The organism is Ralstonia flatus (genome assembly GCF_958439105.1).
Classification (GTDB): Bacteria; Pseudomonadota; Gammaproteobacteria; order Burkholderiales; family Burkholderiaceae; genus Ralstonia; species Ralstonia flatus.
Genome location: NZ_CAUDLI010000006.1, coordinates 143,520 through 168,067 on the forward strand (window position 1 = coordinate 143,520; position 24,548 = coordinate 168,067).

Sequence of the window (24,548 nt, forward strand, 5' to 3'; positions counted from 1 at the left end):
GTGAGGTGACTCGACACTCTACCGCGAGCCCGATTGCCGGGGCTGCAATGGGTTGCATTGGACGACGCAACAACCGCGCGCCTGCCCATGCCCCAATACGGGTAGACCCTAGCGTTGCGTGCACGCCGACGCGAAAGGCTCCAGAAAGGTGGCCCCTTCTACGCTCGCCCAGCGATTGCTTCGGCGGCCTGACCCACCGCCGTCGCGCGTTTTCCGAAGCCGGCACCACGACCGGACACCATCACCCACAAAGGAAGGAGACTTCAATGTCCCGCATCAAGTTTGCCCTTGCGGCAACTGCAGCCGCAGCGGCCACGCTGGCCGCCAGCGGCGCCCATGCCCAGTCGAACGTGACGCTCTACGGGCTGATCGACACCACCATCAGCACTGTCAACAACGCCAATGCCTCGGGCGCGCGCCTGACCGGCTTCCAGGTGCCCTGGTTCTCCGGCAGCCGCTGGGGCCTGACCGGCAAGGAAGACCTGGGCGGCGGCACGTCGGCCATCTTCAAGCTGGAATCGGAATTCGAAACGCCGACCGGCAACATGGACACCCCGGGCGTGTTGTTCAACCGCGACGCCTGGGTGGGCCTGTCGAGCGAAGCGCTGGGCAAGCTGACCTTCGGCCGCCAGAACGCGATTGCGCGTGACATCTCCGGGATCTACGGCGACCCGTACACCAGCGAGAAAGTCGGTCTGGACGAAGGTGGTTACACCAACGTCAACAACTTCAAGCAGCTGATTTTCTATGCAGGCAGCGCCACCGGCACCCGCATGAACAACGGCGTGGTGTGGAAGAAGATGTGGGACGGCCGCTTCCTGACGGCCCTGGGCTACCAGTTTGGCGAAGTGCCGGGCCAGTTCACGCAAGGCACGACCGAATCGCTGGCTCTCGGCTACAACGGCGACAACTTCCACCTGGCCGGCTTCGCGCAACAGGCCAAGGTGGGTGGCTTCATGGACCGTTCGTATTCGGTGGGCGGCAACGTGATCTTCGGCATGTTCCGCGTCAATGCCGGCTACTTCCACTACACCGGCGAGCAGCCGGCCGCGATCGGCAACCGCAGCGACAACGCGTACACCGTGTCGCTGAAGGTGGCGCCCCCGGGCGCGTTCGACTACGAAATCGGCTATCAGATCATGAAGGCCAACAACGCCGCCTTCAGCGCCGACGGCAACACGCTCAACGCGTATGCCAGCGTGGTCGGCGCGACGGCAGCGGGCAGCGGTCGCAAGAGCACGCTGTACGGCTCGGTGTTCTACCACGTGTCCAAGCGCACGGAGTTCTACGTTGCGGCCGACTACATGAAGCTGAAGGATCAGTACATCGTGGGCAGCACCAACGGCCACAACAGCCAGACGGAGTTCGCCGTCGGTATGCGCACGCGCTTCTAAGCGGGTGTTTGGCTTGAGCTAGCGGCGCTCGCGCACCTGATCGACAAACTTGTTGGTATAGGTGCGCGAGAGGTCGATGTGCTTGTCGCGCGCGTTGGCATTGCTGGCGGCGAGGACGCGCAGGACGGTGGGTGGGCCGTCGTCCGGCATGCGTCCGTCGGTGCTGAAAGTGGGCAACGCGGCGGCAAGCGCTTTTGCGTACAGCTCGGGATGCTCGCGCCGGAATTCAGCCGGCATGCGGGCCGCAATATCTTCTGCGCCATGCGTGTGCATGTAACGCAGGGTGCGCACGAAGGCGCGGGCCAGTTTGGCGGCGATGTCCGGATGCGCTTCCAGCCATTCGGTCTGCAGATACAGGCACGCGGCCGGATACGGGCCGCCCAGCGCGGCGCGCGTGCTTTCCAGCGTGCGCAAGTCGAGCAGCACGCGGGCTTCGCCGCTGTGCACGAGGCGCGAAACCGTCGGGTCGGTGGTCATGCCGGCGTCGATGCGGCCGTTGCGCAGCGCGGTGACGAAGCTGCGGTCGGCGCCGACCGGCAGCATGGTGTAGTCGCCGGCCGACAGCCCCTGCTGCGCCATGAGGTAGCGCGTGAGAAAGCTCGTCGATGCGCCCAGGCCCGTCACGCCCAGCGTGCGGCCGCGCAGGTCGCGCATCGACTGCACGGCTGCCGGCAACCGTGTCGAGACGACTTCCGCTTCGCCCGGTACCTGGCTGAATACGACGATGGCACGCACTTCCTTGCCCTTGGCCTGCAGGTCGATGGTGTGGTCATAAAAGCCGACCACGCCTTGCGCAAAGCCGGTGAGCAGTTCGCTCTCGGCATCGACGCCGGCAGGCTGCGAGAGCAGTTCCACCTCGAGCCCCTCGTCGCGGAAATAGCCCAGGCGTTGCGCCAGCGTCGCGGGCAGGTAGATCATCTTGGCGGTGCCGCTGACCATGAGCGTCAGGCGCGTCGGGTCTTGGGCGAGGGCGTGCGAGGCTGCCACTGCCAGCAGGGCAGCGAGCCACGGCGTGATCCAGCCCCGGAGGCCGCGTGCGCGAGCGCTCCTGCAGGTAAAAACACCCATTGAGTTGTCTCCGGCTCTTTTGTAGATATCGGTATCGCGCGGTCCGGAGCTGGTGAGTGATGCCTCCGGCGCGCGTAGGCAGCCGCCACCATTCTAGGAAGCGGCAACCCACAAATCGCTTTCATTTTTCGGACGCGCTGTTTTCGCATGAAGCTGCTCCTGATCGAAGACAACGCCCCGCTGGCGCACTGGCTGTCTGAAGCCCTGCGCCGCGCCCATTTCACCGTGGATCACGCCACCGATGGCGAATCTGCCGACACGTTGTTGCTCACGCAACACTACGACGTGGTGCTGCTTGATCTGCAACTGCCCACGTTGTCGGGGCAAGGCGTATTGCAACGTTTGCGCGGCCGGCGCAACCCGGTGCCGGTGCTGATTCTCACAGCCAGCGGCGGGATCGACGACAAGGTCGCATGCCTGGGTGCCGGCGCGGATGACTACCTCGTCAAGCCGTTCGAAATTCGCGAGTTGATTGCGCGGATCCAGGCGCTGGTGCGGCGCAGCGCGCCCGACCAATCCGTCGAGCTGCAATGCGGCGACCTGACGTACCACACCGGCAGCCGCACCTTCAACTTGGCCGGCCAGCCTCTGGTGCTGCCTGCGCGCGAGCACACCGTGCTGGAAATCCTCATGCTCAAGCTCGGGCGCACGGTCTCCAAACCGGCGCTGGTGAACGGCGTGTTCGGGATGGACGACGAAGCCAGCCCCGAGGCCATCGAAATCTACATCCACCGCCTGCGCAAGAAGCTGGAGCATTCCGCTGCCACCATCGTCACGCTGCGCGGCCTTGGTTACCTGCTGCGCGATGCCTCCGCTGCGCAGTCCTGATCCAGCGCCAGCGCGGGCGCACAGCCTGCGTGCGCGGCTGGTGTTGTGGCTGGCATTGCCGCTGGTCGTCTATGTGGCGGCGGACGGCTGGCTGGACCTGGCCGCCGCACGCCACAACGCCGATCTCGTGCACTTTCATGCGCTCGACACGGCTGCCCAGATGATCAGCGGCCAGGTCGAATGGGACGAAGGCCGCTTGCGCGTCTCGGTGCCGCCGGCCGCGCTGGCGGTGTTTGCCGCGCCCGAAAGCCCCGTGCGCGACCAAGTCACGTACCAGGTCAGCACCGAGCATGGCCGGCTGCTGGCCGGGCGGCTCGACTTCGGCACGCGCCCTGCGTTTGATGCGGCGGGCCTGGCGGACGCCGGCACCTACACCGATACCGTGGAAGGCCGGCCCGTGCACGTGGCCGCCGTGGTGCGCACCATGTACGACGCCGGCCGCACCGAGCGCGTCGTCACGCGCGTCGCGCAAACCATGAACGGGCGCGACGCGATGATCCGCCAGTTGTGGTGGCCCGCCACGGTGCGCCAACTCGCGCTCGTGGGCCTGGCGCTGGCGATGATCCTCATCGGCCTGACGCTGGAACTGCGACCGATCTTGCGATTGGCCGGCAATGTGTCGGCACGGGCGCCCACCGACCTTGCGCCGCTCGACCCCGACGGCCTGCAGCACGAACTGCAGCCGATTGCCGGCGCGTTCAACCAGTACCTGCAGCGTATTGCCGACAACGCGCTCACGCAGAAGCGCTTCATTGCCGATGCCGCGCACCAGATGCGCACGCCGCTGGCGATTCTCGATACGCAGATGCAGGTGGCGGCGCAAGCCAACGCCGATGCTGCGCTGCACGAAGTCCTGAAGGCCGCGCGCACCAGCACGCGCAATCTGGCGGATCTCATCAACGACCTGCTGCTCTTGTCTCAGGCCGAAGCCTCGGCTGCGACGAGCGAGGCGGTGGACCTCTCACAGGTGGCGCGCACGGTGCTGGAAGACCTCGCGCTGCTGGCCGATGGCCGCCAGATCGATCTGGGCATCGAGCCCGCCGAGCAGCCTGTGTGGACGTCGGGCAACCGCACGCTGATCGCCGCCCTGCTGTTCAACCTCGTCGACAACGCCGTGCGCTACACGCAGGAAGGCGGCCACGTGACGGTGCAGGTGTCGGCGGACTACGGTTGGGCCATGCTGACCGTGATCGACAACGGCCCAGGCATTCCGCCCGAGGCGTACACACGCGTGTTCGAACGCTTCACGCGTCTGGAAGGCACGCAGACCCAGGGCAGCGGCCTGGGCCTGGCGATCGTGCGTCAGATCGTGGATCGCATGGGCGGCCAGATTGCGCTGGCGCCCGGGCCGGGCGGCGTCGGGCTGGCGGTGACGGTGTGGCTGCGGCGCACCAGCGCGCCCGCCGCAGCGTCGGTCACCGCGTCTGCCTGACGGCCGCGGCACTTATTGCACCGACACGAACACCGGGTTCGAGTAGAACCACAGATCGTTGTAGTTGCGATCGTTGATGGCGTTGAAGCGCGCGGCGTTTTCCGTCACCACGGTCTTCTGGTCGGGCAGCGGATTGCCGTTGCTGGTCTCGCCCGACACGTTCATGCCGAGGTTCGTGCCGCGCAGGCGGAAGTACTGGTTCTTGCCGGCCGTGTAGGTGTACGTGACGGTGTTGTAGCCCTCTGCGTCGACCTTCCAGTCCGCCTTGGTGAACGTGGCGACGACCTTGGTGGAGTCGTTGGTGTCCTTCGCATAGGCCGGCGTGCCTGCTGCAGCCTTGCCCGTCACGTCGCCGGCGATCAGGTCGACGTGATCGACCACCGGCCGCATGTTGACCTTGAAGCCGCTGCCGAGCGGGTACTCATAGTTGTTGTGATCAGGGCTCTTGAAGCGGATGGTGATCGTCACCTTGTCGCCGGCCTTGGCCGTGAGCGTGCCCCCCATGTCGGCTGACGTGGCCGCGGTACCGGCGGTGAAATCCAGCGCGTTGATCAGGTCGCCAAACACGGCGAACGATTTGCCGGAGCGCATGGCCGCCAACAAGGTCTTCAGGTCGGGGCTGGTGCCCGGCAGCCAGATATAGGTCTTGGCGTATTCGCCGGGGTAGTAGCCGCTGCTGAACTGCTGCGTGGCATCCACTTCAAAGTGGTGGTCGGAATCGGCAAAGTTCCAGATGCGGCGGCCCTCGCCGAGCAGCGCATCCCAGACGCCGCCGACCTGCGCGACCACGTAGTCGACGCCGCCGTAGGTGCGGTTCTTCAGGTTGGCGTCGATGTAGGCGCTGGTATAGCCGCCGCGATCGGGTTCCATCTGGTTGCCGACCATGCCTTCGATGCCGAACATGATGTCGGGCGCCGTGTCGTTGAACTCACGGAAGTCGGCCACCGTGTACTTGCCCGGGTTGCGCGACGGGTGGTTGATCAGCCCGTAGCTGGTGTTCGGGTAATTCGTCTTGAGCCACTTGAAGGCGTTGACCACGTCGGTGTGTGTCGTGCCGGCGCGCGGGCCTTCCTGCTGCCATGCGGTCACATCGTTCGGATCGAACAGCGATGCAGATTGCTGGGTGAAGAAGTACTCGAACTTGTTCAGGCCTTTGGCCGACGTCTGCAGTTTGTCGGTGCCATCGAAGATGCCGACGTTCAGGTGGTCGTGCGTTGGCATGTCCCACTCGGCCGCGGAGAAGATCAGCTTGCCGGCGTACTTGCCTGCCGCCTGCGCTTGCGCAATGGTGGGCATCTCGTACTTGGCGATCCCGGCCGACGCGGCAATGGAGCCGCCGGCAAGCGTGGCGCCGGTGGCGTCGCGCGGCGACGGCCGCAGGTGGTTCGACACGGCCATCCAGTCGAGGCCGCTCAGGTCGAACGCGTGATCGAGCACCGTCGACAGCGGCGTGACGGCATCGACGGACTCCGCCGTGTGCACGTGCAGGTCGCCCGTGGTCCACATGCCCTGCGGCTTGGCCGGCTGCGTAGGCGTCGGAGCGGGTGCCGGCGAGGTGCCTGCGGTGGTCGTGGGCGCGGCGTCGTCACTGCCGCCGCACGCGTACAAGCCGAGGGTCATGCACGCCGGCACCGCAATCGCGAGCAGCGTCTTCTTGGTCGAAAGCATTGTGGTTTCCTGTCGATTCGATGAGGTCGGGCAAACGCCTCCGGCCACCCATGCGTGTGGGCGGCTCATGCACGAGTGAAACGTTTGCGTGGCGGAATCTTCGCGTTCCACCATGACGGTTTGGTGAAGACGCCTTGTGAAAACCGCAAGCGGTGCGCAATGCAGCGAATGAGTGGAATACGCAAACAACGCGCAAAGAAAAACGGCCCCATCGAAGGGGCCGTGTTCATCGCAAGGTTGGTGCAGCGTCAGGGTGCGTCTTTGGCAGACGTATCGCGTTCTTCCTCGCCGGCCGGTTGGCGGTGCGATTTCCGTCCGTCCACTTCGGACATGTCACGTTCGCGGACTTCGGCTTCGCGCACCGTCGTGCCCTCGGCATCGGTCTCGGACACGTCGGTCAGGAAGGTGTCGTCGCCGGCTTGGTGTCCGGCGCCCTTCTGGTGTCGGCTATTCATGATCACCTCAGTCATGGGTTGGGCCACGAGATCATTTCACCGCTGGCTTCAATTGCTCCGCCATCTGCAGATGCTCGCGCAGCGCAGGCAGGTTGTGCGCGAAGAACGCCTTGATGTCGGGGTCCTTGGCGTCCTTCGATGCCTTGTCGAACAATGAGACCGCCTCCTTGTGCGCCTTCACGCCCACTTCATCGGCGTAAGCCTTGTCGAACCTCGCGCCTTCAAGCGCACTGAGCTTGTCGACCTTGGCGCGCTCGTCCGCGGGCAGACTGTCGGGCACCGTGATGCCCTTCTTGCCAGCCAGCGTCTTCAGTTCGTCGCCGACGGTGGTGTGATCCTTCACCATCCGTTGTGCGAAGGCGCGCACGTCGGGATTGCTCGCGCGCGTAATCGCAACCTGGCTGGCCTGCACTTCGAGCATGCCCGAGGCTGCGGCCTTGGTAACGAACGTCGTGTCGGACTTGTCCGCTGCCGCCCGCGCCACACTCAGCGCGCCGCCAAAGCCGAGCGCACCTGCCACCAGCAACGCGGCCACACGCCGCGCGCTCAAACGCTGTGTCGATCTGTTCATGAGTCGTCCTCCTGCGCCGAGGCGCATCACTTTTCGTTGCTGACAGCCTTGGAAACCGCGGCCGGCGTGTCGTACTCGTCGTCGGGCATATCGCGCAGCGTCTTCAGCGTGCTGTCGTCTGCGCCATTGGCCTGCGCGGTTTTCAGCAGCTCCTGCTTCTTCGCCGGGTAAGACGCGCCCTTCAAGGCCTTTTGGATGCCGATCGGCGAGTGCGTTGCGTGTTCGCCTCCGCCCCCGCCATGTGCGCCGCGCTCGTGCGACTTGGCACCGGCACGTTCAGACGACTTGCCGCCGCTGCCCTGGCTGGCGTGTCCGCCGCGCTCCTTGGCCGATGCGCTGCTGCGATTGCTGTGCGACGTCGATTTCGAATGCGACGCGTGCTTGCTCTTGTCGCGAGTGGGTTTCATGACACCTCCGCTGGTCGGTTGATTTGGCCGTCACCGGAAATGGCGCGGCCAACGACCGTTTTGCAGCAGTGAACATGCCTGAGCGATGATGCGCGAGAGCCGAAGACACGCTCAAGGTAGAAGCGGCGCGCGGGCTACGTCAGCATGCGATGTTGACGCGCGCGGGTCTTGGACATGGAGCGTCTCCCGACGCGCTTTGGTAAGGGTGTTGTTCTAAGCCGCGATTGCGCGGGCTCAGCTGCTCTCTTCCCCCGATGGTTTGGCGCTGCGCTGAAGCCGCTTCTGTTCCTTCGCGATCTGCTGGATGCTCTTTGCCGGCGTTGGCAGTTGTTCTGGCATGGTGCCGCCGATCTCCTTGATGGTCTGGCGCACCTTGGCACCCACTTCGAAGTGCGTCTGGTTGGCCTCGCGCTTGCCGCGGACGCCTTCACGCCGCAGCTTGTCTTCGGTTTGTGTGGCCCGGAACAGGTTGGCGGCCAGTTCGGTGCTTCCCATGTGGTCGAGAATCTGCTGCTTCTTCGACAGCCCTTTAGCGGTGTGGATGTCCTTGGCGCCCAGGCCACCGTAAAGGCCCTTGTAGCCGTGGTTCTGGAAGATGGCGTAGTCCAGTCCGGATTCCACCCCCGCGCGCTTGGCGGCGGTCGTCAGGGCCTTGTTGTGCTCCGTCAGCTCACCGCGCAGCATGAGACGGCGAGTGTCTTCAGACATCGCGCCAAAGCGCGCTTGATCGGCCAGTTCCTGGCGCCGCGACTGTACGGCAAAGTAGGTTTGCCCGTTGGCGATGACAGGTTTCGACGGGTCGCCGTTCTGCACGATGAGGTAGCAGGCGTAGCGAGTGAGCCGGAAGTCCACAATCTTGCGAACCGCACCGGAGCCGAGTTCGACCATTTTGTTGAACTCACCGAAATGGTCTTCGATGGCCTGGCCTGACCGCTGGCAGGCCATTTTTGCTTTTTCGACCACCTGCACAAAGTTGCGCCAATCCTGGTATTCCAATACCGGCGCCAAATCGCGTGCAAACCAGAATTCGGAATCGTCTTCGTTCAGCTGTTTGATGCTTTCAAACGTGTGTACGTGCTTGGTGTTGATGCGCCTTTCGCTCATGCCTGCTCCCAGATAGCCGGCACCTGGGCTGCCAACTGACAGCATGTCGCGAGCGCGAAGCCTGGGTGCCGAGTGTTTTCGGAGCGGACAATTTAGGCAGCGTCAGGCACGTTTGCTGTCAAACGTTGTCAACTTGTGCCCGGCGGGGAGCGGGACTGCAGTGAGGCGAATAGCGCTTCGAGTTGGACCAGAGCGGCGCAGTGGGGCGGCTTTGAGGCGCGCAATGCGGCTTAGACAGCGCAGGGCGGACGGATTGGAATGGCTCCGGGGCAATACATCGAAGAGACTGTAGGAAGCCATCGGACGAACGTTCCTGCGCGCATGGATCAACTCACCTTGCGCCGGGCCGCACGCGGCATCGGCAGCGGTGCCTCTCCCAACGCCCGGTTGACCGCGTTGGGCTTGTCGACCAGATCCTGCAGCGTATAGCCGTCGAGCACGTCGAAGTACGCCTGCAACGCCGCGTGCAGCACGCCGCGCAGGCCGCACACACGCGTGATGACGCAGTGGTTGTCGTCGCCCTGGAAGCATTCGACCATGCGGAAGTCGGGCTCGGTGGCGCGCACCACGTCGCCGAGATTGATTTCGGCGGCGGGCCGGCCGAGCGTGATGCCGCCCGCGCGCCCTCGCACGGTATGCAGGAAGCCGTCCTGACCAAGCTGCTGGACGATCTTGATGAGGTGGTTCTTCGGAATGCCGAAGGCATCCGCAATGCGCTGGATCGTGACGAGTTCGTCCGGATGCACGGCCACGTAGATGAGCGTGCGCAGGGCGTAGTCGGTGTAGTCGGTCAGTCGCATGGCGGGGGTGCGGGCTCTGCAGGTAAAACATTCATGAATGGCGCATCTTATCCGGAAGTTGCCGCTGGAGATGCGCCGGTTTGACGCAGGTCTATTTGTTGCATCACGAATATACGTTTAATAGAATCCAACGTAAGCCGTTGCCTGAGCACCAGGCCATCCAGAACAAAAGCGTGACGGCGCCCCCGTCTTATTTGTTGCATATTTCACGCATATTTGGAGTCCAGCATGCTGTCCGACCAGTCCAAGCCCTACATCGATGCCAGCGTTCCGGTGCTGCGCGAGCACGGCTTGACCATCACCCAGACCTTCTATCGCAACATGTTCGCCAGCCATCCCGAGTTGACGAACCTGTTCAACATGGGCAACCAGGCCAATGGGTCGCAGCAGCAGTCGCTGGCTTCGGCGGTGTTTGCGTATGCCGCCAACCATGGCAACAACGCCGCGCTGGCGCCCGTGGTCAACCGCATCGTGCACAAGCACGCCGCTGTCGGTATCAAGCCGAGCCACTATCCGATCGTCGCGCGCCACCTGCTGGGTGCGATTGCCGAAGTGCTGGGCGATGCTGCCACCCCCGACCTGCTTGCCGCCTGGGACGAAGCCTACTGGCTGCTCGCCGCCGAGCTGATCGCCGCTGAAGCGCGCCTTTACCAGCACACCGGCAGCGGCCCCGACCATCGTCAGCCGGTGCGCATTGTCAGCCGCCGTCAGCAGGCCGAAGACGTGGTGTCTCTCACGCTGGAAGCCGTGGGTGATGCGCCGCTGGCAGACTTCCTGCCGGGCCAATACATCTCGGTGCAAGTGGAGCCGGCGCCGGGCGCATTGCAACAGCGGCAGTACAGCCTGTCGGACGCGCCGAATGGCCGCACGTGGCGCATCTCGGTCAAGCGCGATGCGGGTGATGCCGATCGCCCTGCGGGCACCGTGTCGAGCTGGCTGCATGCCAATGCGCGCGAAGGCGACGTCCTGCTCGTCAGCCAACCCTACGGCGACTTCGTGCCGCAACTGGCAACCGACAACCCGATCGTCCTGATGTCGGCGGGTGTTGGTATTACGCCCATGATCTCGGCGCTCAACACGCTCGCGCAGGAGAACAGCGCCCGCAAGATCGTGTTCAGCCACGCCGCCCGCGCCGCCTCGCATGTTGCCCACACCGACGATCTGGAGCGTGCGGCGCAAGCGCTGCCGGCGTTCGAGGCGCACGTCTTCCTGGAGTCCGGCGAAGACGCGGAGTTCGCATCGCGCCCCGCACGGCCCGGCCGCATGACGGTCGACACATTCGTGCGCGATAACGCGGCGGACGCGGATTTCTATCTCTGCGGCCCGCTGCCGTTCATGCAGGCGCAGCGTGCGGCGCTGCTCGCCAGCGGCGTGCCGTCGGAGCGCATCCATCGCGAAGTGTTCGGCCCCGACCTGCTGGACGACATCCTTTGATTTGAACCACGGACTTCACCATGCCCCGCCAAGCCCCGTTGCTCACCATCGGCAAGCCTGACCCGGCAAGCCGCGTGCCCTACACGGGGCGGGCCGTCTTCGCGCTCGGCTTCCGGCCGTTCTATCTGCTGGCGGCGGCGTTTGCCGTGTTGGGTATGGCGTTGTGGGCGGCGTTGCTGCTGGGTGCACTGCCTTCGGCGCGAGGCCCGGCTACGATGGCGCCGCTGTTCTGGCACGCGCACGAGATGGTGTTCGGTTTTGCGGCGGCGGTGGTGATCGGTTTTCTCTTCACCGCGGGCAAGAACTGGACGGGCCTGCAGACCCCGCAAGGGCCGCAGCTCGCCGCGCTCGCCGGGCTGTGGTTGGCGGCACGTGTGCTGATGTGGACCGGGCCCGTGTCGCTGGCTGTGGCAGCCGATGTGGCGTTCCTGCCGGCGTGCGGCGTGGCGTTCCTACGCGTCTTGCGGCGCGCAAAGAGCGCACGCAACTACGGGTTGGCCATCGCCCTGCTGGTGCTCGGTGTCGTCAACGCAGCGTTTCATGGCGCGTTGGCGCTTGAGGCGCCCCTTGCTGCATTGCGTTGCCTGGAAGCGGCCGCCGGGCTGGTCTGCCTGTTCGTCACGGTCATTGGCGGACGCGTCATCCCGATGTTTACGTCCAACGCGGTTCCGGGCGTGCATGTCCGCCGTGTGGTTTGGGCCGAGCGCGCAATCGTGCCTGCAACGGCGCTCGCAGTCGTCATGTTGGCGACGCCGCTGCAAGGCATCGTTCCTGCCACCGTGTTTGCGGCGGCGGCAGTCGTGCAGGCCGTCCGCTGGGCAGGCTGGGACACACGCCGCACGCTGCGCACGCCCATCGTCTCCATCCTGCATGTGGCGTATGCCTTCCTGCCCGTCGGCTTTGCCATGTTGGCAGCGGCTGCACTCGGCTGGGGCGACCGTTCTACCGCGCTGCATGCGCTCACGGCGGGAGCCATCGGCGGCGCCATCATCGCGATGATCACGCGCACCGCGCTCGGCCACACCGGCCGGATGCTGCGCACGGGGCGGGCAGAGAATTTCGCCTACGCCGCCATCGCGCTGGCTGCAGTCGTGCGCGTGGCAGGCCCAGCGCTGCTGCCGCGCGAGATGTGGATCGGCGGGGCGAGCGTGCTGTGGGTGGCGGCGTTCGTGGCGTACCTGTGGCGCTACACGCCTTGGCTGATGGCGCCGCGCGCCGACGGCCGGGAGGGCTGAGCTTCAGCGTCGGTCGCTCTGCCCCGCCTCCGGCACCTTCCGTAGAATGGCGCAGCCCCTTCGCACACTGCGCCCACGATGGATGTCCATTTGACGATCCACGGCCGGCATGACCTTGCCGGCCAGCTCTATCGACAACTCCGCACCGCCATCCTCGACGGCCGGCTCGTGCCGGGCGAGCGTCTGCCTTCCACGCGCGACCTGGCGCTGCAGATTGGGGTGTCGCGCAAGACCACGCTGGACGTATTCGAACGCCTCATCGCCGAGGGCTATCTGCGCACGCGCGCCGGTTCCGGCACCTTCGTCGCTGAGGCCACCGAAGGATTGCGCGCGCGCACGCCGATGGCCTCGCCCGCTGCACAACTGGCGTCGCCTGCGCCGGTGGCTCGCACCTTCGACACGCCGTGGAACAACATGCCGGCGGTGCTGCCTCAGCCGCGCCTGAACATCGTCCACGATTTTGTTGGCGGGGTGACCGAGAAGCGCCTGTTTCCGTTCGACGTGTGGCGCCGCTGTGTTGCGCACGCGTTGCGCCAGCAGGCGCGCGGGCGCGGCGGCTATCACGACCCCGCGGGCGATCAGGCGCTGCGTCTGGCCATCTCGCGCTATCTCGCATTCAGCCGCGCGGTGGTGTGTGCCTGGGCCGATATTGTCGTCACGCATGGCGCGCAGCAGGCCATCGACCTGATTGCGCGCGTGCTGGTGCGCCCGGGCGACACCGTCGCCATCGAAGATCCGGGTTACCCGCCCGCGCGCATTGCGCTGCAGGCCCTGGGTGCCAAGGTCGTGCCGGTGCCGGTCGATGCCGAAGGCCTCGTCGTTGATGCGCTGCCCAAGCACGCCAAGCTCGTCTACGTGACGCCGTCGCACCAGTTTCCGCTCGGCATGCCGATGAGCCTCGCGCGTCGCGCGCAACTGCTCGACTGGGCGCAGCGTCATGACGCGCTCATCATCGAAGACGATTACGACAGCGAATTCCGCTTCGACGGCCGTCCGATGGAATCGCTCAAAAGCCTGGACACCGCCGGTTGCGTGGCTTACGTGGGGACGTTTTCGAAGACGATCTTTCCGGAACTGCGGATCGGCTATGTGGTGCCGCCGGCGTCGCTGGTGGCGCCGTTGCGGCACGCCAAGCAGCTGGCTGACTGGCACAGCGAATCGCTCATGCAGGCGGCGCTGGGCAAGTTCATGCTCGACGGCGATTTCGCCAAGTACCTGCGCCGCATGCACAAGGAATACGCGGCGCGCCGGAATGCGCTGCTGCGGCATCTGCGTGGCCCGCTGGCGCCGTGGTTGGCGCCCGTGCCGTCGGCGGCGGGCATTCATTTGGCAGCGCAGGTGCACGCGCCGTTGCCCGAAGCCGAGCTGGTGAAGCTGGCGGAAAGCGTGGGCGTCGGGCTGTACGGCACCGCCAGGATGTATGTGGCGCGGCCGCCGCAGCCTGGGCTGCTGATCGGCTACGGCCACGTGAACGTTGCCGAGATCGACGCGGGCCTCGGCAAGCTCGCGGAAGCGCTGGCTAAGGTGGCTACCTGATATTCGCGGGGATTGGCAATTCCAAGGTGCCACCTGCGCGCCTAGACTGGCTCCAGTTCTCAATACAGCGAATACAGGAGCCTCTCATGGAACCCCGCCTCGACTTCTATCAAAGCAATCCCGCCGCCATCCAGGCGGTCATGGGCCTCGAAAAAGCGCTGGGCAAAAGCACGCTGGAAAAACCGCTGACTGAACTCGTGCGTCTGCGCGCCTCGCAAATCAACGGCTGCGCCTATTGCGTCGATCTGCACACCGCCGATGCCCGCAAGGGCGGCGAAGACGACCGCCGCTTGGCCACCGTGTCGGTCTGGCATGAAACGCCCTTCTTCACCGACCGCGAACGCGCCGCGCTGGCCTGGACGGAAGCCGTCACCCTCGTCGCAGAAACGCGCGTGCCCGACGACGTCTGGCGGGCCGTGCGCGCGCAGTTCTCCGATGCCGAGCTGGTCGACCTGACGCTGCTGGTGAGCACCATCAACACGTGGAACCGCCTGGCCATCAGCTTTCGCAAGCTGCCCGCCTGAGCGCCGCATATACTGCCTCGCACGGCGAACGCCGCACACGGAGGCCTCATGCTGCACAACGTCCGCACCCTGAGCATCAACGTCGAGCGTCACTTCGATGACGTGGCCATGTTCCTGGCCGAGCCGCTGAACTTTCCGATCTGGGCGACCGGCCTGTCGGAAGGGCTCGCGCCCGGTACGCAGGGTTCGGGCGCCGCACCCGACGAGTGGATCGCCAAGGCGGCGCCCAACAGCGACGAAGGCACCGTGTTCATCCGCTTCAGCCCGCCCAATGAATTTGGCATCGCCGATCACTGGGTGCGTCTGCCCGATGGATCGATCGTCTACGTGCCGCTGCGCGTGGTGCGCAACGGCGCCGGCACTACCGTCTCGCTCACGCTGTTTCAGCAGCCGAACATGGACGACGCGCAATTCAACGCCGATGCCGAATGGGTGCAGCGCGACCTGGTGAAGCTGAAGACGGTGCTGGAAGCCGAATAACCGCTCAGGCCTTTTCCGCCTGCGGTGCTTGCGGCACCGTTTGCGGACCCGACGCGCCGGCAGGTGCACCAGATGCCGGTGCTGCAGGCGATGCCGCCAGCGACGGATCGCCTTGCGCATCCGAGCCCTTCACCTGGCTCACCCAGAACACGCAGAAGAGCCCGGCCGCCACGGCCAGCCAGCCGTTGAGGCCATAGCCCTCGATGCGCCCGCCGGCACCGCCGGACAGCAGCAGACCGCCCAGCCACGCACCCACGCCGGTCCCCACCGACATCACCGCGCTGTTGGCCGACAGGAACGCGCCGCGCACCTGCGGGGCGGGCACCGTCGTCATCAGCGCCTGCATCGGGACCATGCGGCTGGAGAGGATGACCATGAAGAACGGGAAGAACAGCAGCATGCCGATGAACGGCCAGTCAGGCAGATGCGTCATGAGCAGCACCGGGATGAACGCCAGCAGTGCCGCGCCCACGAACACGCGGCGGCGGCCGTAGCGGTCGGCCAGCTTGCCGACGGCGCGCGAGCTGAAGAACGACGCCGCGCCGCCCGCCACATACAGCCACGACAGGTTTTCAGGCGCCACGCCGTGGTTGGCCACCAGCACCGGCGAGATGAACGGAATCACCAGCATGTGCGAGCCCATCATCACGAAGGTCAGCACGAAGGCACGCAGATGGCGCGGGTTGGTGAGCAACCGCCACAGGCCGGAGAGCACCTCGCCCAGCGTCTGGCTGCGATTGCCGGCCAGATGTTCGGCCAGCGGCGGAATCGTTTGCCGCGCGCCCAGCCAGATCAGCACCGTGAGCGCCGTCAGCAGGAAGAACGGCGCCGACCAGCCGAAGTGCGCGCCAATGGCAATGCCCACGGGCACGCCCGCCATGGCCGCCAGCGCAAACGACGACATCACCACGCCCGTGGCCGCGCCGCGCCGCGCGGGCGGAATCACGTCGGACAGCACGGCCATGATGATCGACCCGAGCACGCCGCCCGTGACGCCCGCAAACGCGCGGGCAAACAGCAGCATGCTGTAGCTGCCCGACAGCGCGCAGGCCAGGTTGGCGAGCGTGAAGAGGCCGTAGACGGCGAGCAGCAGCCGGCGCCGGTCAAAGCGGTCGACATAGGTGGCGGCCAGCAGGCCCGACGCACCCGAGCACAACGAATACACCGAAACGGCCGTGGCGAACGCCGCCGGGCCGATGCCAAACGTATGCATGATCTGCGGACCAAGCGGCATCATCACCATGAAATCCATGATGACGGTGAACTGCGTGAGCGCGAGCAGCCAGAGCAACCGGCGCTCGCGCGAGGGATCAAGTAGAGGCATGAGGGCGAAGAAAGAAAGGGAGGAGGCGGCGCGCGCAGCTCGGAATGGGCGGCCGGGCGCGCCGGGTTGTGTCGAAAAACATATCTTACGATAGTTGTCACGACACAAGAAGTCAAACCTTATTCAGCGGATTCTCCGCCTCGTCACGGTGCCAAGGCGCGCAATGCGCTATTTCGCGCGCAGCATCCAAAGCACGTCGAGCACATGCTGGGTCGATCGCTCGACGTGGCCGGCCCGGTGCGCGATGCCAAGTTCGCGCCACAACGCAGGCCGCAGCGGCCGCATGGTGATGCGCACATCCGACGGTGCGGCGGACGCCTCGTGCGGGAGCAGCGTGGCGCCATAACCGGCGGCGACCAGGCTTTTGATGGCGTCGTTGTAGTTGAGCTGGATGCGCGGCACGGGGTGATAACCGTCCGTGGCGAACCACTCGGTCGTCTGGCGCGACAGACGCGTGGTGGCGTCGTTGAGGATCAACGGCTGCGCGCTCAGCCAAGCCGGCGTGATGCGCGCGGGGCTCGTCCAGTGCGCCGGCAGGAACGCCATCACCGGATCGCGCCGCCATGGCTTGATGGCGAGCCCCGCCACCCGCGATTGCGGCAGTGCCACGAGGCCAATGTCGAGCGCGCCATCGGCGAGCCTCGCCAGCGTTTCCTGCGATGTGAGCACCGCCACCTGCACGTCGATGCCGGGGTGGTCTTGCCGCAGCACCTCCAGCGCCTGCGGCAGCAGGTGCGCGATGGCGCCGGTGGAGGCGCCCAGCCGTACGCGCCCGCTCAGTCCCTGCACCTGGCGTTGGATGTCGTCCAGCGCCTGCTCGGCATCGGCCAGCAGCTTGCGAGCGCGCTCCACCATCGCCTCGCCGATGGCGGTGGGCTGCACCTGCCCGCGCTTGCGGGAGAGCAACTGCGCGCCCACGCGATCTTCCAGTTCGGCAATGTGCAGGCTGACGGTGGGCGCCGCCAGATGCAGCGCCCGCGCCGCGTCGGCAAACGAACCGCGCTGGGCCACTTCGACGAGCGTGCGCAGGCGGTCCAGGCTGATCTCTCGCATGATTCAGAAAACCTGAATGTGACGGTTGTGAAATTCAACTTTTCATATTCTAGGTCGCGCTCGAAGATGGAGGCTCGCATTCATCACCATCTTCTTTCCCTGGGAGCGCCCGCCATGTCCACGCCCCTCGTCTTCATCGACGGCGACCAAGGCACCACCGGCCTGCAAATCCACGAGCGTCTGCGCGGCCGCGTCGAGCGGCAAGACCTGAAACTGCTGACGCTTCCCGCCGACGCCCGCAAAGACGCGCAACGCCGTGCCGAAGCCATCAACGCCTGCGATATCGCCATCCTGTGCCTGCCCGATGCGGCCGCGCGCGAGGCGGTCGAGGCCATCGTCAACCCGCACGTGCGCGTGATCGACGCCAGCTCCGCGCATCGCACCACGCCGGGCTGGGTCTACGGCTTTCCGGAGATGAGCGACGAGCAAGCTCAACGTGTTGCGGGCGCGTCGCGCGTGACCAACCCGGGCTGCTACCCGACCGGCGCGATCGGGCTGCTGCGCCCGCTCGTGCAGGCGGGCCTTGTGCCGGCGGATTACCCGATCAGCATTCATGCCGTGTCCGGCTATTCGGGCGGCGGCCGCGCCGCGGTGGAAACGTACGAGGGGCCGGAGGCAGCAAACGCCCTGCCGTTCCAGGTGTACGGGCTGGGTCTGGCGCACAAGCACACGCCGGAGATCCAACTGCACGCCGGGCTCACGCAGCGGCCGATGTTCGTCCCGGCCTACGGCGCGTATCGCCAGGGCATTGTGCTGACGGTGCCGCTGGAGCTGCGTCTGCTCAACGCCGACGTTGATGCGACGGCGCTGCACGCATGTCTGGCTGAACACTACGCCGGTGCGCAGCATGTGGAGGTGATGCCGCTGCAGGTGCCGCCCGCCGTGCCGCATCTCGACCCGCAGGCGCTCAACGGCACCAACGACATGCGGCTGGGCGTGTTCGCCAACGACCACGGCCAGGTCCTGCTCACGGCGGTGTTCGACAACCTCGGCAAGGGCGCATCCGGCGCAGCGGTCCAGAACCTTGATCTGATGCTGGCGCGGTAGTGGCAAATCGAATGGAAGTTATCGGAACATTTAATTGGTCGATTGCGGGCGACTTCGCTATCGTCAACGCCGCCCGCGTACGAACCGCCTGTTGCTGTTTGCGCTCGGGGCCGGACCAACCCATTGCCTGAATGCAACATGTCTAAGACCACGTATTACGCGCCGCATGGCGGCCATCCGCCGCAGACGGATCTGCTGACCGATCGCGCGATGTTCACCGAGGCGTACGCGGTGATCCCCAAGGGGGTGATGCGCGACATCGTCACGAGCTGGCTGCCGTTCTGGACCCAGACGCGCCTGTGGGTGATCGCCCGCCCGCTGTCGGGTTTTGCCGAGACCTTCTCGCAGTACATCGTTGAAGTGAATCCGGGCGGCGGCAGCGACAAGCCCGAGCAGGACAAGAACGCCGAAGCCGTGCTGTTCGTCGTTGAAGGCGAAGCCGAGCTGACGCTGCAGGGCAAGAAGCACACGCTCACGCCGGGCGGCTACGCGTTCATCCCGCCGGGCGCCGACTGGACGCTGCACAACGTGAGCGATGCCGCGGTGCGCTTCCACTGGATCCGCAAGCACTACCAGGTTGTCGATGGCATTCCCCTGCCGGAAGCCTTCGTGACGAACGAGCAGGATGTCGAGCCGATCCCGATGCCGGGCACCAATGGTGCCTGGGTGACGACGCGCTTTGTCGACATGAGCGACATGCGCCACGACATGCACGTCAACATCGTCACGTTCGAGCCGGGCGGCGTGATTCCGTTTGCCGAAACCCACGTGATGGAACATGGCCTGTACGTGCTCGAAGGCAAGGCCGTCTATCGCCTCAATCAGGACTGGGTCGAAGTGGAAGCCGGCGACTTCATGTGGCTGCGCGCGTTCTGTCCGCAGGCCTGCTATTCGGGTGGCCCTGGCCGCTTCCGTTACCTGCTGTACAAGGATGTGAACCGTCACATGAACCTGACCCTGAACCCGTCGCGTTAAGCGACGCAGAGGTCGGATAAAAAAGCCCGCCGGTATTTGCCGTCGGGCTTTTTTTTTTCATGGCGGCGCGTCTGCTTCTGCGATTGCGCCTACTTGCGCGTCGCCACGATGAAGAGACGCGGAAACGGCAGCAGCACCGTGCCATCGTCGAGTGCCGGATAGGCCTGGGCAATCGCGTCGCGATAGCGGGTGAGAAATGCGGGGCGCTCGTCCTCGTTCAACGCCGCGAGGAAGGGTCGCAGGCCGGTTCCCTTCAGCCATTCCACCACCGCATCCGCGCCACCCCGCAGAGGGTGGAAATACGTGGTGCGCCATACGTCCACCCGACTGCACAGCGGTGACAGCATGGCGTAGTAGCGGCGTGGGTCAAACCGCTCCGTGCGTTCGACGCCCTTGAGCTTGCCGGCCCACGGACCGTCGGCAGCCACCTCGCGCATCAGGCGGTGCGTCGGCTCGTCCAGGTTGTCGGGCATCTGCACCGCAAGGTGGCCGCCCTGCATCAGTTTGCCGATCAATTTCGGGAACAGCGTGCCGTGATCGGGCAACCATTGCAGCACGGCGTTGGCCAGGATCAGATCGAACGGTTCGGGCGGGTTCCACGTGGCAACGTCGGCGATCTCGAAATCCACGTGCGGCAGGCGCTTGCGCGCGGCCTCGATCATGTCGGCCGAAGTATCGAACCCGCGGACGGCCGCGCCGGGCGCGCGCGCCATCAGTGCCTCGGTGGAATTGCCTGGCCCGCAGCCGATGTCGACGGCGCTGCGGATGGCCGTTTGCGGCACCGCGGCCAGCAAGTCCCGGGCAGGCCGCGTGCGTTCTTCTTCAAACCGGACGTACTGATCTGCGCTCCAATCGTGCTGCGTGGTCATGGTGGTTCTCCTTGCCGGGGTTGCGATCGAACACGGGCATTCTGTGGCGCGGCGGAAGATCAGTAAAATGAATTCATTGCTGGAATTCATTCATTTATCTGATGAAAATCGATACGCTCGGCGTGCAGGCATTCGTGGCGATTGCGGAGAGCGGCAGCTTTACGCAAGCCGCCGATACGCTCCACGTGACGCAGACCGCCATCACGCAGCGCCTGCGCAAGCTGGAGGCGTTTCTTGGCGTGGCGCTGGTGGAGCGCACCACGCGCCGGACCGAGCTGACGGAAATCGGTCAGCGCTTTCTGCCGCAGGCGCGCCGGCTGCTCAATGAGTTGTCCGATGCGCTCACGGAGATTCGCGAGACCGGCCTGAGCCAGCGCGGCGACATCACAATCGCCTGCGTCCCGACGGTGGGCGTGCACTACCTCCCGCGCATCCTGCGCGCGTTCTCCGAGCACCGGCCGCACGATCGCGTGAAGATTCTCGACCACGCCTCGGCGTCCGTGCTGCAGGCGGTGCTGCGTCGTGAAGCCGAGTTCGGCATCAGCATTGCGGGCGACCAGCATCCGGAACTCGTGAGCGTGCCGCTGACGAGCGATCCGTACGTCCTCGTCTGCCGAGACGATCATCCGCTCGCCAAGCGGCGCCGCATCCGGTGGCAGGCCCTGCAGCCCCACCCGCTCATCTTTGCCGGCGAGGTCAGCGGCAACCGCAGCCTGCTCGACGGCGCACTCAAGGCGAGCGGCGTGACGCTGCATTCGTTCTATGAAGTGCAGCGCAGTTCAACGGCGCTCGGCCTGGTGGCCGAAGGCCTGGGCGCGGCGGTGGTGCCGCGGCTGGCGATGCAGAAGAACGCGTATCCGATGATTCGTACGGTGGAGCTGGTCGAGCCCGAGGTGTCGCGCACGCTGGTGCTCGTCACGCGCAAGGCAGCGCAGTTGTCGCCTGCAGCGCGTGCCCTGTATGACCGGATCGTCGACGGGGCAACATCGACGACGTGATGCTGCGTGGAGGGCCCGCTTACACGGTCCCTCCCGTGCCAACCCGGCCCGTCACGCGCGTGCGCCGTCCGTGCTGCCCGGGTAGCTCGTATCGCCGCGCCATGCGAGCACGTCGTGTGCGCTGGTTTGCCGATCGGCGCCTTGCGCATATGGGTCGAAACGATCGTACTTCCACGACAGATAGCCATAGGTGTCGGCCTGGCGATCAGCGCCCTGCGTGAACGGGTCCGTCTTGTCGACGGCGCCTTGCGTGTACGGATCGTACTTGGCCTGCACGGCCGAGGCCGGTTGGGCGATGAACAGCGCGGCGGAAGCGGAAAGCGTGGCAAGCAAGGCCAGGGTAAGGCGGCGGGTGTGCATGATGAACTCCTCGTGCGGTGAACGTGCCGCCGGAGGCGGCATCCATTGGATCGCTAGCGGCGCGTGGCCGCCCGGATCCCACAGGTTGGTCGCGGTGCGCATGCAAACCTGACACTGCATCGACGAAAAACATGCCGCACCAGCCTCAGCCTGTACCTGCAGATACGCAGGCCCTGCGGCAATGGATGCAGCCTTGTCGCACCAAACACGCAGCCGTTGCTACGGCAGTTGCATCACCCCATGCACGCCCTGCCAGCCCACGTACAACCCCACGAGCGCGATCAGCACGCCTGAGAGGTACGGCGCCTTGCGTGCAAATTCACCAAAGCCGCCCCAGCGCCGGGAGACGTGCTTCACGCTCAGCGCCGCCAGCGCGCCCGAGGCCACCAGCGTGAGCGCCAGCCCGATGCTGAAGCACAGCACGAGCGCCGCGCCCAACGTGATCTTCTTGAGCTGCAGGCACAACAGCAGCACGGTGATCGACGCCGGGCACGGAATCAGCCCGCCCGTGAGCCCGAACACGATGATCTGGCCCGTGGTGACTTCACGGTTGGTGAAGCGGCGGCGGATGTCGTTGGCGTGCGCGCGTTCGTGGGCGTCCTGGTATTCGGCAGATGAAACATCGAGGCCGCCATGGCTGTGATCATGGTCATGGTCGTGATCATGCTCGGAGAACGTGACGTCGTAGTCATGCCGATGGTGTTCGTGCCCGAGCGACAGGCGCGCTACGAAAGCATGCGGCTCGGGAATCGCGTGCTCCGATTCGAGAAAGCCGTCGCGCTGGACGAAGCGGAAGGTTTGCCGGCTGCCGTCGGGCCGCTCGGTGACGACCTGCACCTGCTCGGCTGACCATGCGGTGCCGCGCGTGCCCTCGCGTGTCAGCCGGAAGCGCGGCGGCACGCCATCTTCGAAGATGGCCAGCTGCACGACGCCATGGCCGGTGTCGATGCGCTGGATGTCGTCATGGCCGTGATCGTGGTGGTGATAATCGTGGCCGTGCGCCGCGTGCGTGCTGCGCCAGGTGCGCCACATCATCCACGCTGCCACGGCCACGATCAGCACGGCCGACACCATCTGAAAATACGGCTCGGTGGTTTCTGCGTTCCAGTTGCGGCCGAAGTACAGGCCCGCCATGGCCACCGCCCACACCACCGCCGTATGCGACACCGTGGCCGACAGCCCCAGCAACACCGCCTGCGTGAGCGTGCCGCGGATCGCAACGATGAACGCCGCCATCATCGTCTTGGAATGCCCGGGCTCCAGGCCATGCAGCGCACCGAGCAGGATCGCACTGGGAACGAACAGCCAGGCGTTGCCTTGCTGCAGCAGGGTGGTGAACGCGGTCATGGGGAAGGAAGTGAAATCGGGTAGGCGAAATATACTCCCCCCGAGTATAGTGATGCTACCCTCGCGCGTCGTTCACCTCACCTCGATACCCGACCCATGGCTCATACCATCCGCGACAAAGCCAAGCTGCTGGCGCGCGTACGGCGCATCCAGGGGCAGGCCGCTGCGCTGGAAAAACAACTCGCCGACGAGGGCGATTGCACGGCCGTCCTGCAGCAGATCGCGGCGATTCGCGGCGCGGTCAACGGATTGATGGCAGCGGTCATCGAGGGCCACCTGACCGATCACGTCGTGAAGGAACCTGCCGAGGCGCAACGCCAGGAAGACCTCGATGCGGTGATGCAGGTGATCAAGTCGTACCTGAGGTAACCGTAACGCGCCGCCCTTGCGCCCAGCGCGCGATCCCGATAGTCTGCTCAGACGCCATCGGCCAATTCCGATTCATCGCCTCTTTGATTCTCTGAATCTTCGTCTTCATGTCCCGACTTCACGCCACCCTCCTCGCCGCCGGCCGTCGCGCCCGCGTGGATGACGTGTGCGTGCAGCCCGGGCCCTTCCCGCCTCCTGTCGTCTCCTGGGGCTACGACGCGGTCGCTGCACAGCCGCCGCCGCCGCCCGCTCTCGGCTGATTTCCAGCCGCTTCGTTTCCGGTTGACCTGAACCAGGCTCGGGCACACGCCCGAGGCAGGCGCTTGCCTGCGCGCCGGAACCCGACATCTCTTTTCGACAGGTGAGTGGAATGCGTTCCATGCAAGCCGCGCTGGCAGGGTCCGGCGCGACGGTTCTATTCGTGCTGCTGTGGAGCAGCGGTGCAATCTTTGCGGAGATCGGGGTGCAGCATGTCCCGGCGTTCGCGTTTCTGGTCGGGCGCTTTGCGCTCGCGTCTTTGGTGCTGGCGGGCCTCGGCCTGCGGCGCGGGCGGTGGTGGCCGGCGCCGGGTTCGCGGCTGAAGGTGGCCGCCACCGGTGCCTTGCTGACCGGCGGCTATTCGATCTGCTATCTGCTCGCGCTGGACCGCGGCCTCACGCCCGGGCTGTTGGCCACGGTGCTCGGCGTGCAGCCGCTGCTGACGCTGCTCGTGACTGAACGTACCCGGTCCGCACCGCGGATGGCCGGCCTCCTCCTCGCGCTGGGCGGCCTTTCGCTGGTGGTGGGCGGCGCCGATGCGCACCAGGTGCCGATGGCCGGTCTCGGCTATGCGCTGGCCGCGCTGTTCTGCATGACGGTCGGCGCCATCGGGCAGAAGCGGCTGAACCAGTCGCCCATCGATACGCTGCCGCTGCAGAACGCGGTGAGCCTCGTGATGTGTGCGGCGTTTGCTTTCGCGCCGCCTGCGCAATCGCTGGCCTTCACGCCCAGCTTGCCTGGTATCGCCGCCTTGCTGTGGATGGGCGTGGTGATGTCAGTGGGAGCGCAGCTGCTGTTCTACCGGCTCATGCAGCGCGGCAATCTCGTCAACGTGACGAGCCTGTTCTACCTCGTGCCGGTGGTGACGGCGCTGCTGGATGACCTTGTGCTCGGCCATCGCCTGGCGCTCCTCGCGATGGCGGGGATGGCGATGATTCTGCTGGGGTTGGCGGTGGCGTTTCGGGCGGCCCGCTGAGTGCAGCCGGTGGGCGAGCCACTCGCTTTGAGTGGC

General features: G+C 65.7%; 25 protein-coding genes. 13 read left to right on the plus strand and 12 right to left on the minus strand.

The genetic code is table 11. The features are described 5' to 3' along the window. Positions 1–266 precede the first annotated feature (266 nt). Positions 267–1,394 carry a porin gene (locus tag R2676_RS15370; RefSeq protein WP_206273417.1) on the plus strand — a complete coding sequence of 376 codons (1,128 nt, stop codon included), beginning with the start codon at positions 267–269 and terminating at the stop codon, positions 1,392–1,394. 18 nt (positions 1,395–1,412) lie between these two features. Here the strand turns inward: R2676_RS15370 and R2676_RS15375 are convergent, their stop codons facing one another. Next, positions 1,413–2,462: an ABC transporter substrate-binding protein gene (locus R2676_RS15375; protein ID WP_206273418.1), complete on the minus strand. Its 1,050-nt coding sequence runs from the start codon at positions 2,460–2,462 to the stop codon at positions 1,413–1,415. Positions 2,463–2,609: 147 nt separating this feature from the next. On the opposite strand from R2676_RS15375, the gene R2676_RS15380 reads away from it, so the two are divergent. Together R2676_RS15380 and R2676_RS15385 are read left to right on the plus strand one after the other, a co-directional pair. Further along, the gene (locus R2676_RS15380; RefSeq protein WP_206273419.1) at positions 2,610–3,290 is read left to right on the plus strand and encodes a response regulator; all 681 of its coding nucleotides are present in this window, start codon (positions 2,610–2,612) and stop codon (positions 3,288–3,290) included. Beyond that, the gene (locus R2676_RS15385; protein WP_206273487.1) at positions 3,268–4,722 is read left to right on the plus strand and encodes a sensor histidine kinase; all 1,455 of its coding nucleotides are present in this window, start codon (positions 3,268–3,270) and stop codon (positions 4,720–4,722) included. The genes R2676_RS15380 and R2676_RS15385 overlap by 23 nt, the downstream gene beginning before the upstream one ends. A gap of 12 nt (positions 4,723–4,734) precedes the next feature. On the opposite strand, the gene R2676_RS15390 is transcribed toward R2676_RS15385, so the two are convergent. The 6 genes from R2676_RS15390 to R2676_RS15415 form a co-directional block, all read right to left on the minus strand. Then, positions 4,735–6,390: an S-layer protein gene (locus R2676_RS15390; protein ID WP_206273420.1), complete on the minus strand. Its 1,656-nt coding sequence runs from the start codon at positions 6,388–6,390 to the stop codon at positions 4,735–4,737. A 248-nt stretch (positions 6,391–6,638) separates the two neighbouring features. Further along, a complete protein-coding gene (locus R2676_RS15395) occupies positions 6,639–6,845 on the minus strand; it encodes a hypothetical protein (protein WP_206273421.1) in 207 nt (68 codons plus the stop codon). Positions 6,846–6,876: 31 nt separating this feature from the next. After that, positions 6,877–7,416 carry a DUF4142 domain-containing protein gene (locus R2676_RS15400; protein WP_206273422.1) on the minus strand — a complete coding sequence of 180 codons (540 nt, stop codon included), beginning with the start codon at positions 7,414–7,416 and terminating at the stop codon, positions 6,877–6,879. A gap of 26 nt (positions 7,417–7,442) precedes the next feature. After that, entirely contained in the window at positions 7,443–7,823 is a 381-nt protein-coding gene (locus R2676_RS15405) for a DUF2795 domain-containing protein (RefSeq protein WP_206273423.1), read from the minus strand. A gap of 234 nt (positions 7,824–8,057) precedes the next feature. Further along, positions 8,058–8,927 (minus strand): DNA damage-inducible protein D, encoded by an 870-nt coding sequence (dinD, locus tag R2676_RS15410; RefSeq protein ID WP_206273424.1) that lies wholly within the window; start codon positions 8,925–8,927, stop codon positions 8,058–8,060. A gap of 326 nt (positions 8,928–9,253) precedes the next feature. Next, positions 9,254–9,727, minus strand: coding sequence for an RrF2 family transcriptional regulator (locus R2676_RS15415; RefSeq protein WP_206273425.1), 474 nt, complete (start codon positions 9,725–9,727; stop codon positions 9,254–9,256). A 228-nt stretch (positions 9,728–9,955) separates the two neighbouring features. Between R2676_RS15415 and R2676_RS15420 the strand changes: the two genes are divergently transcribed. The 5 genes from R2676_RS15420 (at position 9,956) to R2676_RS15440 (ending at position 14,936) form a co-directional block, all read left to right on the plus strand. Beyond that, the gene (locus R2676_RS15420; protein WP_206273426.1) at positions 9,956–11,161 is read left to right on the plus strand and encodes a globin domain-containing protein; all 1,206 of its coding nucleotides are present in this window, start codon (positions 9,956–9,958) and stop codon (positions 11,159–11,161) included. A gap of 20 nt (positions 11,162–11,181) precedes the next feature. Then, entirely contained in the window at positions 11,182–12,396 is a 1,215-nt protein-coding gene (locus tag R2676_RS15425; protein ID WP_206273427.1) for an NnrS family protein, read from the plus strand. 78 nt (positions 12,397–12,474) lie between these two features. Further along, positions 12,475–13,932 carry a MocR-like pyridoxine biosynthesis transcription factor PdxR gene (gene pdxR / locus R2676_RS15430; protein ID WP_206273428.1) on the plus strand — a complete coding sequence of 486 codons (1,458 nt, stop codon included), beginning with the start codon at positions 12,475–12,477 and terminating at the stop codon, positions 13,930–13,932. A gap of 86 nt (positions 13,933–14,018) precedes the next feature. Further along, positions 14,019–14,456 (plus strand): carboxymuconolactone decarboxylase family protein, encoded by a 438-nt coding sequence (locus R2676_RS15435; protein ID WP_206273429.1) that lies wholly within the window; start codon positions 14,019–14,021, stop codon positions 14,454–14,456. Between the two features lie 48 nt (positions 14,457–14,504). Further along, positions 14,505–14,936 carry a hypothetical protein gene (locus R2676_RS15440; RefSeq protein ID WP_027678752.1) on the plus strand — a complete coding sequence of 144 codons (432 nt, stop codon included), beginning with the start codon at positions 14,505–14,507 and terminating at the stop codon, positions 14,934–14,936. A gap of 4 nt (positions 14,937–14,940) precedes the next feature. On the opposite strand, the gene R2676_RS15445 is transcribed toward R2676_RS15440, so the two are convergent. Both R2676_RS15445 and R2676_RS15450 read right to left on the minus strand, forming a co-directional pair. After that, on the minus strand, positions 14,941–16,260 hold the full coding sequence (locus R2676_RS15445; protein ID WP_206273430.1) for an MFS transporter: 1,320 nt from the start codon (positions 16,258–16,260) through the stop codon (positions 14,941–14,943). A gap of 168 nt (positions 16,261–16,428) precedes the next feature. Further along, positions 16,429–17,313 (minus strand): LysR family transcriptional regulator, encoded by an 885-nt coding sequence (locus tag R2676_RS15450; protein WP_206273431.1) that lies wholly within the window; start codon positions 17,311–17,313, stop codon positions 16,429–16,431. A gap of 114 nt (positions 17,314–17,427) precedes the next feature. Here R2676_RS15450 and argC point away from each other — a divergent pair, with 114 nt between their 5' ends. Both argC and R2676_RS15460 read left to right on the plus strand, forming a co-directional pair. Next, positions 17,428–18,360 carry an N-acetyl-gamma-glutamyl-phosphate reductase gene (gene argC / locus R2676_RS15455; RefSeq protein WP_206273432.1) on the plus strand — a complete coding sequence of 311 codons (933 nt, stop codon included), beginning with the start codon at positions 17,428–17,430 and terminating at the stop codon, positions 18,358–18,360. Positions 18,361–18,498: 138 nt separating this feature from the next. Further along, on the plus strand, positions 18,499–19,335 hold the full coding sequence (locus R2676_RS15460; protein WP_027678748.1) for a bifunctional allantoicase/(S)-ureidoglycine aminohydrolase: 837 nt from the start codon (positions 18,499–18,501) through the stop codon (positions 19,333–19,335). Between the two features lie 89 nt (positions 19,336–19,424). On the opposite strand, the gene tam is transcribed toward R2676_RS15460, so the two are convergent. Further along, on the minus strand, positions 19,425–20,204 hold the full coding sequence (gene tam / locus R2676_RS15465) for a trans-aconitate 2-methyltransferase (protein ID WP_206273433.1): 780 nt from the start codon (positions 20,202–20,204) through the stop codon (positions 19,425–19,427). A gap of 101 nt (positions 20,205–20,305) precedes the next feature. Here tam and R2676_RS15470 point away from each other — a divergent pair, with 101 nt between their 5' ends. Beyond that, the gene (locus R2676_RS15470; RefSeq protein ID WP_062737650.1) at positions 20,306–21,202 is read left to right on the plus strand and encodes a LysR family transcriptional regulator; all 897 of its coding nucleotides are present in this window, start codon (positions 20,306–20,308) and stop codon (positions 21,200–21,202) included. Positions 21,203–21,253: 51 nt separating this feature from the next. On the opposite strand, the gene R2676_RS15475 is transcribed toward R2676_RS15470, so the two are convergent. Further along, a complete protein-coding gene (locus R2676_RS15475) occupies positions 21,254–21,562 on the minus strand; it encodes a hypothetical protein (protein WP_206273488.1) in 309 nt (102 codons plus the stop codon). A 219-nt stretch (positions 21,563–21,781) separates the two neighbouring features. After that, a complete protein-coding gene (locus tag R2676_RS15480; protein WP_206273434.1) occupies positions 21,782–22,909 on the minus strand; it encodes a nickel/cobalt efflux protein RcnA in 1,128 nt (375 codons plus the stop codon). Positions 22,910–23,005: 96 nt separating this feature from the next. Between R2676_RS15480 and R2676_RS15485 the strand changes: the two genes are divergently transcribed. Beyond that, entirely contained in the window at positions 23,006–23,278 is a 273-nt protein-coding gene (locus R2676_RS15485) for a metal/formaldehyde-sensitive transcriptional repressor (protein WP_206273435.1), read from the plus strand. 370 nt (positions 23,279–23,648) lie between these two features. Further along, positions 23,649–24,512, plus strand: coding sequence for a DMT family transporter (locus R2676_RS15490; protein WP_206273436.1), 864 nt, complete (start codon positions 23,649–23,651; stop codon positions 24,510–24,512). Positions 24,513–24,548 lie beyond the last annotated feature (36 nt).